The following is a 16,357-nucleotide window of genomic DNA, read 5'->3' on the forward strand; positions in this document are numbered from 1 at the left end:
GAGACTGGGATGACCCTGTAGGAGCGGTCAGCGGCCGCGAAGAAAGCGCCGCGGTGTGCGGGGCAGAAGGCTACAGGTCGGGCTGGATGATTTCGACCCAGTAGCCGTCAGGATCCTTGATGAAAGCGATGCTCTTCATGCGGCCATCGGTCAGACGCTTCTGGAAGTCCACGCCCAAGGTCTCGAAACGCTCGCAGGCGGCGTGGATATCCGGCACCGATACACAGATGTGACCGAAACCACGTGGGTCGCTGTTGCCATCGTGGTAGGCAAAGTCCGCATCGTTCTCGGTGCCGTGGTTGTGGGTCAACTCGAGAACCCCGGGCATCGACTTCATCCAGGTGGTGCGCGCCTTGTCATCCGTAGGAATCGTCGACTTGTCCACCAGTGCCAGGAAATACAGGCTGAACTGGGCCTCGGCAAAGTCCCGCTTCTCCACCAGGCTGAAACCCAATACCCGGGTATAGAAGTCCAGCGACCGCTCGATGTTCTTGACCCGCAACATGGTGTGGTTGAAGACGAACTGGGATGTGGCGGCTTCAGGTTGCGCGGTTACACCGGGCACACTGTTCAAATGATCGAGGCTCATGAAAGCTCCCTTGAATGAATGGGCAGTAGCTGCGAGTCATGATACGGAAGGCAATGGACGATGCCAAACGCGACGACGCTTTGAATGCGCGACAATGAGACGCGGAGAGTGTAACGCGGAAGATAATCTTGAATTTCAGGCAATAAGAAGCCCGCCGAAGCGGGCATTTGGGGCGCTGTTCCATCAGCGGATTTCATAATGGAACAGTGGCTGTGAAAAGGATGTGAAAACCTGAGCACTCACTCAGCGTTTTTCATCGAATTCACTCAGCGAAGCAACCAGCCGTCTACGGTGCTGACGCCATGCTCCTGTTTCCAGGCTTTGAGGCCGTGGTGATTGCCACCCTTGGTTTCGATGCGCTCGCCGGTGTGCGGGTTCTCGTACACCTTGACCACCCGCGCCCGCCGTTGCTGCTTGGGCGCAGGGGCTGGCGCCCTGGCGGAGGCAGTTTGCGGATCGAGAATGGCGACGATGTCGCGCAGGCCCTTTTCATAGGTTTTCATCAAACCCAGGAGCTTTTTCTCGAACTCGATTTCTTTCTTCAACCCCGCGTCGTTCTTCATTGTTTCGAGCTGAGCGAGTTGTTCTTGCAATGCCTTTTCGGCGGCACGGTATTCAGCGAGTCTTGACAATGTCTCTACTCCGGACAGAACCTGATGGCGCCCTGCCCTTTTTCGAGCCGGGCTCTCTTGCAGATGCCACGCTTGCTTGCACACGATAGTGCAACTTCGCAGAAACGTAAATGACGCAACAGTGGGGACGGCAACTTCTTTAGTTACTTGAAGTTTGTCTGGAAGATTGGGTGCGCAGCAGAAGTTGAAGCAGAGGGTTTGATATTGTCAAAAGCGACGCGGCTTGCGCCGCTGCTACAGGCGTACCCCGTAACAGCGGCGCAAGCCGCGTCAGTCAAGCGCCCCTCCTGTAGCAGCGGCGCAAGCCGCGTCAGTCAAGCGCCCCTCCTGTAGCAGCGGCGCAAGCCGCGTCAGTCAAGCGCCCCTCCTGTAGCAGCGGCGCAAGCCGCGTCAGTCCAGCGCCCCTCCCGTAGCAGCGGCGCAAGCCTGTAGCAGCGGCGCAAGCCGCGTCAGTCCAGCGCCCCTCCCGTAGCAGCGGCGCAAGCCTGTAGCAGCGGCGCAAGCCGCGTCAATTGCCCGATCAGGCAGGCGCAGAGGTGCGAATCAGGTGATCGAAGGCTGCCAGCGAAGCCTTGGCGCCCTCGCCGACCGCGATCACGATCTGCTTGAACGGCACGGTGGTCACGTCACCGGCAGCGAAAATGCCCGGCAGATCGGTCTCGCCGCGTGCATCGACCATGATCTCGCCGCGGTTCGACAGCTCGATGGTACCTTTGAGCCAGTCGGTGTTGGGCAGCAGGCCGATCTGCACGAAGATACCTTCCAGAGCGATTTCGTGATGCTCGCTGCTCTGCCGATCCTTGTAGCGCAGGCCGTTGACGCGCTGGCCGTCACCGGTCACTTCGGTGGTCAGGGCACTGGTGATCACCTTGACGTTGGGCAGGCTGTGCAGCTTGCGCTGCAGCACGGCGTCGGCACGCAGCTGGGTGTCGAACTCGATCAGCGTGACATGGGCAACGATACCGGCCAGGTCGATAGCGGCTTCCACACCGGAGTTGCCACCACCGATCACCGCCACGCGCTTGCCCTTGAACAGCGGACCGTCGCAGTGCGGGCAGTAGGCCACGCCGCGGTTGCGGTACTCCTGCTCACCCGGCACGTTCATTTCACGCCAGCGCGCACCGGTCGCCAGAATCAGCGTCTTGGCTTTGAGTGACGCACCGCTGGCAAAGATCACTTCGTGGGGCGCACCGTCCTTGCCAGGGATCAGTTTCTCGGCACGCTGCAGGTTCATGATGTCCACTTCGTACTGCTTGACGTGCTCTTCAAGCGCCACGGCCAATTTCGGGCCTTCGGTTTCCTGCACGGAAATGAAGTTCTCGATGGCCATGGTGTCCAGCACCTGACCGCCGAAGCGCTCGGCGGCAACACCGGTACGGATGCCTTTGCGGGCAGCGTAGATGGCAGCTGCCGCACCGGCAGGCCCGCCGCCGATCACCAGCATGTCGAACGCCTGCTTGGCGTTGAGTTTTTCCGCCTGGCGATCAGTGGCGCTGGTGTCGATCTTCGCCAGAATCTCTTCGAGGCCCATGCGGCCCTGACCGAAGTTCTTGCCGTTGAGGTAGACGCTCGGCACGGCCATGACCTGCCGCTCTTCCACTTCAGCCTGGAACAACGCGCCGTCGATGGCCACGTGACGAATGTTGGGGTTGAGCACCGCCATCAGGTTCAGCGCCTGGACCACGTCCGGGCAGTTCTGGCATGACAGGGAAAAATAGCTTTCGAACAGAAACTCGCCCTTCAACGCAGCGATCTGTTCGATGACCTCGGCACTGGCCTTGGAAGGGTGGCCGCCAACCTGCAGCAACGCCAGTACCAGCGAGGTGAATTCGTGACCCATGGGGATACCGGCGAAACGCAGGCCGATGTCCGCGCCGGGACGGTTGATGGAAAACGATGGCTTGCGTGCATCGTTGCCATTGTCGAGCAGCGTGATCTTGTCCGAAAGCGCGTCGATGTCGCGCAGCAGACCGAGCAATTCCTCGGATTTCGCGCCGTCATCAAGGGACGCGACGATCTCGATCGGTTGGGTGACCCGTTCCAGATAGGCTTTCAACTGGGCTTTAAGATTGGCGTCCAACATGAGGGCGATTTCCGTTTTGAATGTTTCGAAGACGACAGTTGCCCGCCGGGGTAATCGAGCCCGAGTGAGCGATGATGCTTTTTGAGAAGTTGAAAACTGTGGGAGCGGTCGATGGGCGCGAATCAGGCGCTGCGTTCTTACAAGCAAAACGCGGCGGATTTTCGCGGCCGATGACCGCTCCTACAGGGGTGATGCAGTCCTGCGGGGAGTGACCCGCAGGAGACAGCCTGGGAAGCTGCTTAGATCTTGCCAACCAGGTCCAACGACGGAGCCAGGGTGGCCTCGCCTTCTTTCCACTTGGCTGGGCAGACTTCGCCCGGGTGAGCGGCGACGTACTGGGCCGCTTTGACCTTGCGCAGCAGTTCGGATGCATCACGGCCTACACCGCCGTCGTTCAGCTCGACGATCTTGATCTGGCCTTCCGGGTTGATCACGAAAGTGCCACGGTCAGCGATGCCGTCGGCCTCGATCAGCACGTCGAAGTTCTTCGAAATGGTGTGAGTCGGGTCACCGATCAGTGGGTACTGGATCTTGCCGATGGTGTCCGAAGTGTCGTGCCAGGCTTTGTGGGTGAAGTGGGTGTCGGTCGACACACCATAGATTTCCACGCCCAGTTGCTTGAAAGCTTCGTAGTTGTCGGCCAGGTCGCCCAGTTCGGTTGGGCAAACGAAGGTGAAGTCGGCTGGGTAGAAGAATACGACAGACCACTTGCCTTTCAGATCGGCGTCGCTGACCGGCACGAAAGCGCCATTGTGGTAAGCGGTAGCGTTGAATGGCTTGACTTGGCTGTTGATGATCGGCATCGGTGACTCTCCTTCAGGGGGTTGAAATCGTGTTTGAATTCGATAGGCAGCATCCTAGACACATGCTCGACCGATAGCTCATTGGCAAACTGGATGCTGTCGATTGGTTTTGCCTATCGAAGCTACCCATAATAAAGAAGAAATATGAATACAGGGCAATGACACTGCTTTTTGTCGACTTTTCGCACAGTCGCACCCACGCACTCCCTACAGCCATGCCTGGGACCCGCCGGATAGCATGAGGCCCGCTTCCGCAGATGAGATCAACCAGGTGACTATCAAAACCATTGTGGCCGACGACCACTCGGCCGTTCGACTTGGGCTGCGCATTGCGCTGGAGCGCGCCCCGCGCGCGCGTTTCAGCGTGGTCGGCGAGGCCGAAAACGCCAACCGAGTGCTCGAATCGCTGCAGCAGCATGCCTGCGATCTGCTGATCACCGACTACCGCATGCCTCAGCTCGAGGGTGGCGACGGCCTGGCACTGCTGCGCCAGGTGCGTCTGCGCTACCCGCGCCTGCCGGTGTTGGTGCTGACCACGCTGGACAATCCCATGGTGCTGCGGGCTATCCTCGACAGCGGCGCCCGAGGGCTCTATGACAAGCAGGAGTGCCTGAGCCATCTGAGCACGGCGGCCCACAGCCTGATGCGCGGCAACCACTACCTCAGTGCACGCTTCACCCGACGCCTGGCCGAATATGAAGTGGAACACCGGGGCGCCCATGAACGCCTGTCGGCGCGCGAGCTGGAAGTGCTGAGGTTACTGGTGGGAGGCATGAGCGGACGCGACGTCGCTGCACGTCTGCAGCGCAGCGAAAAAACCATCAGCCGGCAAAAGCGCTGCGCCATGGAAAAACTGGGTATCAGCCATGACGCCGCACTGCAGGAATACGCTGCCGTGGTCGGCCTGCCAGACTGACCGGCAGGCCGCAGGCTCAAGCGTCCACTGGAGTGCGCATGGTGACGAATTCTTCGGCAGCGGTGGGATGCACGCCGATGGTTTCGTCGAAGACCTGCTTGGTCGCGCCCGCCTTGAGCGCAATTGCCAGGCCCTGGACGATCTCGCCGGCATCAGGGCCAACCATGTGGCAACCCAGCACCTTGTCGGTGTCGGCATCGACCACCAGCTTCATCAGGGTGCGCTCCTGGCTATGGGTCAGGCTCAGTTGCATGGGTCGGAAACGGCTCTCGAAGATCTGTACCGAATGCCCCTGCTCGCGCGCCTCTTCCTCGGTCAAGCCCACGGTGCCGATGTTCGGCAGGCTGAACACTGCAGTGGGGATGTGCTTGTAGTCCACCGGGCGATACTGCTCAGGCTTGAACAGGCGACGCGCCACGGCCATGCCCTCGGCCAACGCTACCGGGGTCAGCTGCACACGGCCAATAACATCGCCCAGCGCCAGGATCGAGGGTTCTGTGGTCTGGAACTGCTCGTCGACCTGGATGAACCCCTTGTCGTCCAGCTGCACGCCGGTATTTTCCAACCCCAGGTTATCCAGCATCGGCCGGCGCCCGGTCGCATAGAACACGCAGTCCGCCGCCAGCTCGCAACCATCCTTGAGCGTGACCTTGAGGCTGCCGTCGTCGAGCTTGTCGATGCGGGCAATATCGGAATTGAACTGCAGGTTCATGCCGCGCTTGGTCAGCTCTTCGCTCAAGTGCTTGCGTACCGCACCGTCGAAGCCACGCAGGAACATCTCGCCGCGGTAGAGCAAGGTGGTTTCGCTGCCCAGGCCATTGAAGATCCCGGCGAATTCGACGGCGATGTAACCGCCACCAACCACGATGACGCGCTTGGGCAGTTGCTCGAGGAAAAACGCCTCGTTCGAGGTGATGGCATGCTCACGACCCGGCACATCGGGAATCTGCGGCCAGCCACCGGTGGCAATCAGGATGTGCTCGGCGCTGAAGCGCTGGCCATCCACTTCGACCGTGTGCGCGTCCACCAGGCGTGCATGACCTTCCAGCAGTTTCACGCCGCTGTTGACCAGCAGGTTGCGATAGATGCCGTTGAGCCGTTCGATCTCCTTGTTCTTGTTGGCAATCAGCGTCGGCCAATCGAACGAAGGCTTCTCCAGGCTCCAGCCAAAACCGCTGGCGTGGTCGAAGTCGTCGGCGAAGTGGGCGCCATACACCAGCAACTTCTTCGGCACGCAGCCGACATTGACGCAGGTGCCGCCCAGGTAGCGGCTTTCAGCCACTGCCACTTTCGCGCCGAACCCTGCGGCGAAGCGCGCCGCGCGCACGCCGCCGGAACCGGCGCCAATCACGAATAAATCGAAGTCATAGCTCATGTTGCTCTCCTGGCACCTGCACGGCCCGCACGCGAGCCGTAGCCATAAACAAGAACGCCGCTGTCCAGAGGGCAGCGGCGTCGATCATGCTAACCGATTGGGCGTCAGATGAACGCTTTGCCGGTCTTGTAGAAGTTTTCGAAGCAGAAGTTGGTGGCGTCGATGTAGCCTTCGGCGCCGCCGCAGTCGAAACGCTCGCCCTTGAACTTGTAGGCCAGCACGCAACCGTTCTGGGCCTGCTTCATCAGGGCATCGGTGATCTGGATCTCGCCACTCTTGCCTGGCTCGGTCTGTTCGATGAGGTCGAAGATGTCCGGGGTCAGGATGTAGCGGCCGATGATGGCCAGGTTCGACGGCGCATCTTCAGGCTTTGGCTTTTCGACCATGCTGGTCACGCGAAAGATATCTTCACGGATCATGTCGCCGGCGATCACACCGTACTTGTGGGTTTCCTGCGGGTCGACTTCCTGAATGGCCACGATCGAGCAGCGGAACTGGTTGTACAGCTTGACCATCTGCTGCAGCACACCGTCGCCGTCCAGATTCACGCACATGTCGTCCGCCAGCACTACGGCGAACGCTTCGTCGCCGATCAGCGGGCGACCGCTGAGAATGGCGTGGCCCAGGCCTTTCATCTGCACCTGGCGGGTGTAGGAGAAGGTGCACTGGTCGATCAGCTTGCGAATGCCGACCAGGTACTTTTCCTTTTCGGTGCCCTTGATCTGGGTTTCCAGCTCGTAGCTGATGTCGAAGTGGTCTTCGATCGCGCGCTTGCCGCGCCCGGTGACGATGGAAATCTGGCTCAGGCCAGCTTCCAGAGCCTCTTCGACGCCGTACTGGATCAGCGGCTTGTTGACGATCGGCAGCATTTCCTTGGGCATTGCTTTGGTCGCAGGCAGGAAGCGAGTACCGTAGCCGGCCGCTGGAAACAAGCATTTCTTGATCATGTGAGTCCTTACAGAAGAGCAATGCTGACGAGTTACGGCACAGTCGGGTTCAGGCGTCGACTACCTAACAATGCCTGCCGCTGGCCAACCGATTGGTTGATAGAGAAATCCTGATGCAGATAGTTCCACTGCAAGGTAAATATTGCTACACCGGTCGAGCAACGGAAAATTTCCTTGCACAACTACCCTTGCCGCCTGGCAGTGTATAGCATTGCGCCACCGCATAGCGGCCCCCTTGTCTACCTGAAGAATCCCGCCCCATGAGCACCCTCCTGCGCACCACCCTGGCCTCCCTTGCCGTGCTTGCCGTTTCGGCATGCGCAAGCACTTCGCCCACCATTCTCAAGAACGGCCAACAAGGCTTGAACATCGATTGCTCGGGTCAAGCCATGTCCTGGGACAAGTGCGACGAACAGGCCCGCCTGGAGTGCCCTGCCGGCTATCAGACGGTCGCCACGCAAGGTGTACCGCGGCGTACCGGCGAGGTCGGGCTGGCAGATGCCGACCTGGGCAACTACCAGACCCGCAGCCTGGTGGTGGTGTGCAAGTAGAGACGGCTCAGCCGGAAATGCATTTCTCGGCCGCCTGACGCACGTCGGCAGGGCGCAGCGGCACGTTGGACAGACGTTCGTGCACCTTGATGCTGCTGCCGCCGGAGCGATCGTCAACGATCAGCACGGCGGCTGGATCCTTAGAGAGTTTCTGCGGAACGATGATCCGATAGCCGTCATGCTTCTGCTCGATCACGGAGGGCCCGCGACTGTCGCTCAGCTGGGCGACCACGCAGGTGGAATACTCCTTGGGGGTCTTGCCGGAAATCACGCTCATGGTCTCGGGGCTTTTTTCGATGTCCGTCACGGTGGCACAACCACCGAGCAATACCACTGCCGTCAACCAGGCCCACTTCATGATGCATCTCCGTCATTAAATACCCTGTGACCGCAAGGTCATGAATTTGCTCCATGCATCGGTAGAATTTATCCGTGCCGCGGCGCGCATGATATCGTTGCGCTTTTGCGCGCACCTGTAACTCGCGCACCGGCAACAGTGGAGAGCCCATGAAATTCGTTCACCAGCGCGAGCACCTCAATGAAGATGACCTGGTCGTCATCGAGTGCTCCCAGCTCTGCAACATCCGCCTGATGAGCGATGCCAATTTCCGCAGCTTCAAGAACGGTGGACGACACACCTACCACGGGGGCGCGTTCGATACCTTCCCGGCCAAGATCAGCGCGCCGAGCACAGGCTTCTGGAACATCACCATCGACACTGCGGGCACCAAGCTGTCCAGCGTGGCGCGCAAGAGCAGCTTCACCCACAAGATCAAGATCGTGCGCCGCACGGCTTCCAAATTCACCTGATACAGGGGCGCCCATGATCAAGTATGTGATCCGCTACAACCTCGACGGCCAACGCCGCTGGGACTTCGCCCACCTGGCCACCGGCTCGCTGGAAGAGGCCCAGGCTGCCTTGGTCGCCTTGCACGGCGACGCTGCGGCGAGCATCAGCGACATTCACGTCAGCAAGGCCCTCTGAGTCCAATCCGCGGCGCGCCCTTCGCGGGCGATGACCGGTCCTACAGGGGTGACAGGTACCTCGGGGCATATGCATTCTGGTTCTGTGCATATACTCAAACATCACTTTTACGTCTATTTACAAACTGTTATCTTCCGTCGGCTCTGTCGAGAGCCCGCGACCGTGCGCGTGCTTTTCTGATGATGCGACAAGACAGCCTGAGAACAGGATCACCATGTACGTTTATGACGAGTACGATCAACGGATCATCGAGGACCGCGTCAAGCAGTTCCGAGATCAGACCCGCCGCTACCTGGCTGGCGAACTGAGCGAAGAAGAGTTTCGCCCGCTACGCCTGCAGAACGGCCTCTACATCCAGCGTTTTGCCCCGATGCTGCGCGTCGCCGTGCCCTATGGCCAGCTGACATCGCGGCAGACGCGCATGATGGCCAAGATCGCTCGCGACTTCGACAAGGGCTACGCGCACATCAGCACGCGACAGAACGTGCAGTTCAACTGGCCGGCCGTGGAAGACATTCCCGACATCCTGGCCGAACTGGCCACCGTGCAGATGCATGCGATCCAGACCAGCGGCAACTGCCTGCGCAACGTCACCACCGACCAGTTCGCCGGCGTGGCTGCCGATGAAGTGATCGACCCGCGCCCGTGGTGCGAGATCGTTCGCCAGTGGACCACGTTCCACCCGGAATTCGCCTACCTGCCGCGCAAGTTCAAGATTGCCGTGAATGGCGCAAGCACCGACCGCGCCGCCATCGAAGTGCATGACATTGGCCTGGAGCCTGTGCACAACGACGCTGGCGAGTTGGGCTTCCGCGTACTGGTCGGTGGCGGCCTGGGCCGCACGCCGGTAGTGGGCGCGTTCATCAACGAGTTCCTGCCCTGGCAGGACCTGCTCAGCTACCTCGATGCCATCCTGCGCGTATACAACCGCTATGGCCGTCGCGACAACAAGTACAAGGCCCGGATCAAGATTCTGGTCAAGGCCCTGACGCCGGAAGTGTTCGCCCAGAAAGTCGATGCCGAGATGCAGCATCTGCGCGGCGGCAGTACCACACTGACCGAGGCCGAACTGCACCGCGTGGCAAAGCACTTCGTCGACCCGGAGTACAAGGCCCTGCCCGACTTCGCCGCCAACCTGGCGCAACTGAATGCCGAGCATCCGGGTTTCGCCCGCTGGCGCTCGCGCAATACCCTGGCCCACAAGAAGCCGGGCTATGTGGCCGTGACCCTGTCGCTCAAGCCCACCGGCGTGGCACCCGGCGACCTGACCGACAAGCAGCTCGACGCCGTCGCCGATCTGGCCGACAAGTACAGCTTCGGGCAACTGCGCACCTCACATGAGCAGAACATCATTCTGGCCGACGTCGAACAGGCGCAGCTGTTCAGCCTCTGGAACGAGTTGCGCGAAGGCGGTTTCGCCACCCCGAACATCGGCCTGCTGACTGACATCATCTGCTGCCCGGGCGGTGATTTCTGCTCCCTGGCCAACGCCAAGTCGATTCCGATCGCCGAATCCATCCAGCGCCGTTTCGACGACCTGGACTACCTGTTCGACATCGGCGAACTGGACCTCAATATTTCCGGTTGCATGAACGCCTGCGGTCACCACCACGTCGGCCACATCGGCATCCTTGGCGTGGACAAGAAAGGTGAGGAGTTCTACCAGGTGTCCCTGGGTGGCAGCGCCAGCCGCGACGCCAGCCTGGGCAAGATCCTCGGCCCGTCGTTCGCCCAGGACGCCATGCCGGATGTCATCTCCAAGCTGATCGACGTGTACGTGGAAAAACGCACCGAAGACGAGCGTTTCATCGATACCTACCAGCGGATCGGCATCGACCCCTTCAAGGAGCGCGTCTATGCAGCGAATCATTAAGAACAACGAAGTCGTCGACGAAACCTGGCACCTGCTGCCCAAGGACACCTCGTTCGACGGCATCAGCAACTGTGACGACCTGATCGTGCCCCTCTCGCTGTGGCGCGAGCACGGTCCGGCGCTCAAGGCTCGGGACGGTGGGCTGGGCGTATGGCTGGACAGCGACGAAGAAGCCGAGGAAATCGGTGAACAGGCCAACGAGTTCCAGGTCATCGCCCTGAACTTCCCGGCCTTCACCGACGGCCGCAACTACTCCAATGCGCGCCTGCTGCGCGATCGCTATGGCTTCAAGGGCGAACTGCGCGCCATTGGCGACGTGCTCCGCGACCAATTGTTCTACCTGCACCGCTGCGGGTTCGATGCCTTCGCCTTGCGCGCCGACAAAGACCCCTACGAAGCCCTCGAAAGCCTCAAGGATTTCTCCGTGAGCTACCAGGCGGCCACCGACGAACCGCTGCCGCTGTTCCGTCGCCGCTGAACCCTGGTTGCAGGCTGTAGCCGCCGCGCCACTGCTGGCGCGGCGGTCAGAAACTTGCACGCCGCCGCTCGATCCTTCCTAAGAACCGACCAACGCTGCCCGGGTCAGCGCTCGATGGAGCGCGTCCAGCGCCTTTCGACGAGCCTGATCGATGGCCCCGTAGAGATCCAGCGTGGCTTGCTCGGTCAGCACCACTTTCGCCGCCTCCCCCTGCTCGCCCTGCCATACCACGTCAGGCGCCAAGGTTTTCAGCTGCTCAAGCAACGGCGGCAGCCCGGATACCTCTGTGGTGAATGCAGCGTTGGCATCCAGGGCTTCTTCGAAATGGTTGATCACCTCGGCCCAGAAGTCCGCAAGCGCTGACATACGCTCCGGGTACACCTTGCGCAGGTACAGCTGCCAGAAAGGCTGATCCACCAGCCAGTCGGTCAGTCCGCTGTCGGTAGCGCGCTCCAGCACGGCGCGTACCACATGCTCGACAGTGGCCGAAGCGATCTGCTCGGTGTAGAGCATCTCGGGTTGCGCGCGCAGCCCCAGGCGTGACTGCGCCAACCCGCACAAGCGCAAGCGAATCTCCACCTCGTCCGGCACGGCGGCCTGCAGTTCCGCCTCGGTGATCTCGTCGAACGGCAATAGCGCCGGCGCAGGATCGCCAGCCAGCAACGCCTCGCGCCGTTTCAGGCGCGCCTGGGTGATGCCCACGGCGTATTCGTCCACCAACGCCGCCTTGTACAACTGGCGACTCAAGGCCAGCAACGGCTTGAACATCGCCGCCCCACCATCGATGGCGCTGGACGCCGCCTGCCAGGCCAGGACCCGGGTTTCGAAGGCGTCTATCACCACGCTGATGCCATCGCCGCAGGTGTTCTCGGCCAAGGTCGCCTGATCGAACAACTGCTGACGCAGGTCCACCACACCCAGCCCATCACCGGCGCCCCCCTGCACCGGCGGCACCAGGGCCTCCATGATCGCCCACATGCGCTGCTTGTAGGCCAGGGAGTGTCTGGCGTACCCCGCCGTGCGCGAGACTTGATCCATTACCCGATAGAAAGCCGCCGCCCCCTCACTGCTGCGATCCGCCGCGATGCGCTGCGCAAGGCCCGCTTCGCAGCCTTCCAGCCAGCGCTGGTCGACCACTGGGCGGCCTGCTGCGCCAGCACCGCCCATCCAGCGTCGACGCGGGAACACACCGGCCCGACCCAGGCGCTGATAGCTGGGTTCCGACAAGGGGTTGTTGTCCAGATTGAGCACCGGACGGCCGTGGTTGACCAGGTTCAGGTTGATCTGCGCCATGGCGCTGTTTTCCAGCACGGGCACGCGGACGATCTCGTTGCCGCTGAGGTTGGCAATTCTGATCACCTGAGGCACACGATTGAAAACCTGCGTCAGCCCCGGCGGCCAGGTGCCGATGCCAGTCCCGCTCAACCCCAGATAGCGCAACGACAGCAGTCTGTCGAGCGTCGGCGGCAGCAGCAGCGGGTTGCCGTTCAGATCCAGGGTCTGCAGGCCAGACAAGCCTGCCAGCGCCGTGCGTCGTGCCTCGCTCAAGCGAATATGGTTGCGCTGCAGGCGTAAGGTTTCCAGTTCCCGCAATTGCCCCAGGGCGGTACAGGCGGCATCGTCGAGGGTCAGCGCATTGCTCGACAGATCCAGCTCGCGCAGATGCGGAATTTGCCCCAGCGCCTGCAGTGCTTCAGCCGGCAGAGGGTTATCGACGATGCTGCCCTCGGCCAGGCGGATCGCGAAGCTGCGTCGCAGGCTGAGGTAGCGCAGCGCGGTCTGGGTGGGGTGGCTGATCAATGCATCGAACATCTGTGGCGCGGGAGCCAGCAGGTTTTCGTCGAAGTCCAGGGTCATCAGCCTGGCCATCGAGCGCACCTGCCCCGGAATGGCTGTCAGCCGGTTGTTCGACAGGTTCAGGCTGAACAGATTGGGAAACACCGACAGGAAGAACGAGGGATCGCCTTGCAACCCCATGGCGCTCATGCGCAAGTGCCGCACATGGCTGAGGTCGGCCACCAGCAATGGCAGATCACCCAGGCGCTGCCCGCCAAGGTCCAGAATCGTGGTTTCCCTGCGCCAGGCGCTGATGATATCGCGAGCAGCGTTGTCCCTGTTCACGTCCACCGGCGCGCGCCGGCGCCAATCCTTGAGTTCCCGGCGCAATACCTGAAATTCCTGCTCGAGGCGCTGCAATGCCATCTCGAACGACTCATCGGGCCGTACCATCGATTCACGCAGCACCTGCAGACTGGCTTGCGACAAACCCGGATACAGGTGGCGCAACCGGCGGTTCTGCCTCCAGCCTGGTTGGCCACGCCCGCTGAGCGCGTAGCCGATGCCCTGCGAGTGGCGTTCCGGTGATTTGAACCAAGGCTGTACCTGACGTTGCCCGAGCAGTCGCGACACGCGGCTGCGGTCGGCGCGAACCAGGCCACTCAAGCGCTGGCGCAGTGCCTCCCCGGCGCTGGGATTGAGGTCCAGGGCGCTGCGTTCGGCGTCGGGCAAGGCGCGGCAGATGGCGCTGTACAGATCCATCCACCCGCCCAGTTCCTGGTCGCGCTGGTCATAGGCGCGGTAGCGGCCCTCACTGGCCACGATGTACTTGAGCTCGGTATCGACCCCGACGCCCGCTGCCGCGGTGACGTCGCCGGCCTGGCCGCCGTCGCGCAACTCCAGGCGCACCCGGCCCGTCCATCCCGGCAGGCTGGGCAACAGGCCGATCACCACCTTGTCGCGGTCCGCAGAGCCACCGGTGTCGAAGATCAGCGCGCTACAGGCCTGGCTCGAACGCCACTGCGCCAACCGCGCGCGCGCCTGCTCGGCCACACGCAGCGGCAGCCGCCCAGCTTCGCGGATACGCGTGCGCTCGGCAGCGCTGACCGACGCGCCGATCTCATTGGCGATTCGCACCGGCAGGCCCGGAAAATCGCGACGCAGTATTCCAGCCTCGCGGCTGGCAGCAGGCTGCTGGCGCTCGATCAGCGAGGCCAACAGCTGCTTGCCCTGCTCATCGAGCATACCCTGGCCGCTGGGCCCCATGCGCGCGGCCAGGTCCTGATGGGCCTGGTAGCGAATGACACCCTCGTGCAGGGCCGCCGGCAGTGGCTCCTGGTCGACGTGCAGGCGACGCAACCGGTCCAGGGGTACGCCATGGATCTCGGCCAGGGTCAGCAGGTCGTCGTCGCCGATGCGCTCGGTCATGGGACCGAAGCGGCGCATCAACCCGGCGCCGCGCCATTGCAACGGCTGCTCCAGAGAGTGCTGCCAGGCGCCTGCGCCATTGTGCCGGACGCTGGGGCGATAGGCCGTCGAGCCTGTGGGATGAATCACATGGCCCCGAGCCTGATCGGCAGTGAGTTGCACCTCGAAAAAGTGATCGTCGAGCCGGATGAAGGTCTTGCCCAGGTGGCGGTAGACGCCTTGGTCGTCGCCCTCGCTAGCGACGGGCAAATCGACTGCCCGGTAGTCCTGCAGATCCGGGTGCAGCAGGCGTTGGCGACCGTCGGCCAGCCGCACCTGTTGCATCTCGTCGACCACACCGTCCGCGCCATAGGTCGTGCCGAAATCGGCGGCCACGCCGTGGGCGACGACGGCCAGTGCCAGGTTGCCGACGATGCCCTTGAAGTGTCCGAACGCTTCGTCGGTGCGGCCATCCTCCCAGGCCTCGATACCGTGGTAGACCTCACCGACCAGCTGCTGCGCGATCACCGGCACCATCACCTCGCCCAGCGCCGGAATGCACAGGGCAGCTAGGTTCAACAGCGACACCCCCTCCTCCAGCCAACCGCTCCAGCGCGCCTGACGCTGATCGGCGTCGATCCGATCGGTAGGCACCGCCAAGCACCTGGCTTCGGCCTTGAGCCAAGCCACATGGCGCTCGTGCAGATGGGCAAACAGCTCGCCGCGCACCGACACCTCGACGATATCCAGCTTGGGTCGCGCATTGACCACGGCGATCTTGCGCCCGTTATCACCGTCCTCGGTGCGCCAGAGCCGACGTTGCAGGCGCGCCTGGAACTCGGCGCGTTCGGTCTGCGCCACCCGCGCAAGCAACCGGCCAACGGAGTCGGGCTTGAGTAGCTCCACAGCCAGCGCCTGGATGAACTCGGCCGTCGATGCGTATTGCTTCAGGGGTGCCCGCGCATCGCCCGGCATCCATACCAGACAAGGCATGGGCGCCGTCGCCTGGCCCACTCCGCGCGCCGGCCCGATCACCAGCACATCGTGCAGCGCCGACCCGAGCAGGCTCAGCCGAGAGAACTGTAACGTGCCGGTACCCCAGCGCTCGACGCGGCCGGCGACCACACTTTCGACCACCTTGAAGCCCTGCTCGTCGATGTCCCCTTTCATCCGCGCGACATGGGCCAGCACCCGCAGCTGGGCCCTGCGGGTCGCGTTGACTGCGGCAGCGACCTGGGCACGGGTGGCGGTGGCTTCGAACACCTCGCTCAAGTGCGCCTGGTACAGACGCCCCAGGTCCAACTGGCGGACCAGGGTGGCGAATCGTCCGGGGTCGATCGGCAGTGGGTTGTCGATGCGGTATTCAAAGCGGCTGGTGAACGGACCGAGCGGGAACGGACCGCTCTTTTTCACGCTGCCCGAGGGTGCCAGCGTGGTACGCGGATGAAAATCCGGAGCTGCCACGAAGTTGCCCAGCGCTGCCATGATCAGGGGTTCGGCTTGAGGCACATGGTCGTTATCCAGACCCAGCAGGTGCTCGCGCGTCTGGATACGGATGAAGTCCGTGGCATGGACATTCAAGGTTGCGCCGAAGCGCATGCGCATGGCCTCGGCGAGGATCGGTTCGGCGAATGCGACCACGCTGCGAAACCCGGCCAGGGCCAGGCTCAGCTTCGAGCGGCAACGCTGGCGCTCGGCCTGGGCGGATATCAAAGCGTCACGATGCTCGCTCGAAGCGCGGGTGAACCAAGGCAGTGGGCCGTTCGAGCTGAATTGCTCGGACACCAGCGCTTGCTGCAACTGGTTCATCTGCGTCGTGCCGATGGCGGCGGCCCATGCGGGGGTGCGCTCACGAATGAACGCATCATGGCGACCTGGAAGGGGAATCTCGGTGCTGGACATGCTTGGCTTTCCTGGTTTCGAAGAACGCCCAGCAAAACAG

14 protein-coding genes are annotated in these 16,357 nt (G+C 62.2%); 6 read left to right on the forward strand and 8 right to left on the reverse strand.

Features of this window, described 5'->3' with window-relative positions; translation table 11 throughout:
* Positions 1 to 70 precede the first annotated feature (70 nt).
* The 4 genes from gloA to ahpC all read right to left on the reverse strand — a co-directional run bounded on the left by gloA (position 71) and on the right by ahpC (position 4,107).
* On the reverse strand, positions 71 to 589 hold the full coding sequence (gene gloA / locus H7993_RS03560; RefSeq protein WP_185793464.1) for a lactoylglutathione lyase: 519 nt from the start codon (positions 587 to 589) through the stop codon (positions 71 to 73).
* Positions 590 to 855: 266 nt separating this feature from the next.
* The gene (locus tag H7993_RS03565; protein WP_122476894.1) at positions 856 to 1,221 is read right to left on the reverse strand and encodes a histone-like nucleoid-structuring protein, MvaT/MvaU family; all 366 of its coding nucleotides are present in this window, start codon (positions 1,219 to 1,221) and stop codon (positions 856 to 858) included.
* A gap of 520 nt (positions 1,222 to 1,741) precedes the next feature.
* A complete protein-coding gene (gene ahpF, locus H7993_RS03570) occupies positions 1,742 to 3,304 on the reverse strand; it encodes an alkyl hydroperoxide reductase subunit F (RefSeq protein ID WP_122476892.1) in 1,563 nt (520 codons plus the stop codon).
* Between the two features lie 239 nt (positions 3,305 to 3,543).
* Entirely contained in the window at positions 3,544 to 4,107 is a 564-nt protein-coding gene (ahpC, locus tag H7993_RS03575; RefSeq protein ID WP_122476891.1) for an alkyl hydroperoxide reductase subunit C, read from the reverse strand.
* 271 nt (positions 4,108 to 4,378) lie between these two features.
* On the opposite strand from ahpC, the gene H7993_RS03580 reads away from it, so the two are divergent.
* Positions 4,379 to 5,023, forward strand: a complete 645-nt coding sequence (locus H7993_RS03580; protein WP_163007478.1) for a response regulator — start codon at positions 4,379 to 4,381, stop codon at positions 5,021 to 5,023.
* A 16-nt stretch (positions 5,024 to 5,039) separates the two neighbouring features.
* On the opposite strand, the gene gorA is transcribed toward H7993_RS03580, so the two are convergent.
* Positions 5,040 to 6,398 (reverse strand): glutathione-disulfide reductase, encoded by a 1,359-nt coding sequence (gorA, locus tag H7993_RS03585; protein ID WP_185793465.1) that lies wholly within the window; start codon positions 6,396 to 6,398, stop codon positions 5,040 to 5,042.
* 104 nt (positions 6,399 to 6,502) lie between these two features.
* Positions 6,503 to 7,345: a UTP--glucose-1-phosphate uridylyltransferase GalU gene (gene galU, locus H7993_RS03590; RefSeq protein ID WP_122476885.1), complete on the reverse strand. Its 843-nt coding sequence runs from the start codon at positions 7,343 to 7,345 to the stop codon at positions 6,503 to 6,505.
* A gap of 260 nt (positions 7,346 to 7,605) precedes the next feature.
* On the opposite strand from galU, the gene H7993_RS03595 reads away from it, so the two are divergent.
* Entirely contained in the window at positions 7,606 to 7,896 is a 291-nt protein-coding gene (locus H7993_RS03595) for a hypothetical protein (protein WP_240998717.1), read from the forward strand.
* A gap of 7 nt (positions 7,897 to 7,903) precedes the next feature.
* Here H7993_RS03595 and H7993_RS03600 read toward each other — a convergent pair whose 3' ends face one another.
* Positions 7,904 to 8,254: a hypothetical protein gene (locus tag H7993_RS03600; RefSeq protein WP_122476883.1), complete on the reverse strand. Its 351-nt coding sequence runs from the start codon at positions 8,252 to 8,254 to the stop codon at positions 7,904 to 7,906.
* 149 nt (positions 8,255 to 8,403) lie between these two features.
* Between H7993_RS03600 and H7993_RS03605 the strand changes: the two genes are divergently transcribed.
* The 4 genes from H7993_RS03605 (at position 8,404) to H7993_RS03620 (ending at position 11,232) form a co-directional block, all read left to right on the forward strand.
* Positions 8,404 to 8,706 carry a DUF1883 domain-containing protein gene (locus H7993_RS03605; RefSeq protein ID WP_122476881.1) on the forward strand — a complete coding sequence of 101 codons (303 nt, stop codon included), beginning with the start codon at positions 8,404 to 8,406 and terminating at the stop codon, positions 8,704 to 8,706.
* A 13-nt stretch (positions 8,707 to 8,719) separates the two neighbouring features.
* Positions 8,720 to 8,881, forward strand: a complete 162-nt coding sequence (locus H7993_RS03610) for a hypothetical protein (protein ID WP_185793466.1) — start codon at positions 8,720 to 8,722, stop codon at positions 8,879 to 8,881.
* 214 nt (positions 8,882 to 9,095) lie between these two features.
* Complete coding sequence (locus H7993_RS03615; RefSeq protein WP_185793467.1) at positions 9,096 to 10,754, forward strand: nitrite/sulfite reductase; 1,659 nt, start codon at positions 9,096 to 9,098, stop codon at positions 10,752 to 10,754.
* Positions 10,738 to 11,232, forward strand: a complete 495-nt coding sequence (locus tag H7993_RS03620) for a DUF934 domain-containing protein (RefSeq protein ID WP_122476876.1) — start codon at positions 10,738 to 10,740, stop codon at positions 11,230 to 11,232. The genes H7993_RS03615 and H7993_RS03620 overlap by 17 nt, the downstream gene beginning before the upstream one ends.
* A 78-nt stretch (positions 11,233 to 11,310) precedes the next feature.
* Here the strand turns inward: H7993_RS03620 and H7993_RS03625 are convergent, their stop codons facing one another.
* Entirely contained in the window at positions 11,311 to 16,317 is a 5,007-nt protein-coding gene (locus H7993_RS03625; protein ID WP_185793468.1) for a dermonecrotic toxin domain-containing protein, read from the reverse strand.
* Between the last annotated feature and the right edge of the window lie 40 nt (positions 16,318 to 16,357).

The organism is Pseudomonas baltica, from assembly GCF_014235765.1.
In the GTDB taxonomy this organism is placed as follows: Bacteria; Pseudomonadota; Gammaproteobacteria; order Pseudomonadales; family Pseudomonadaceae; genus Aquipseudomonas; species Aquipseudomonas baltica.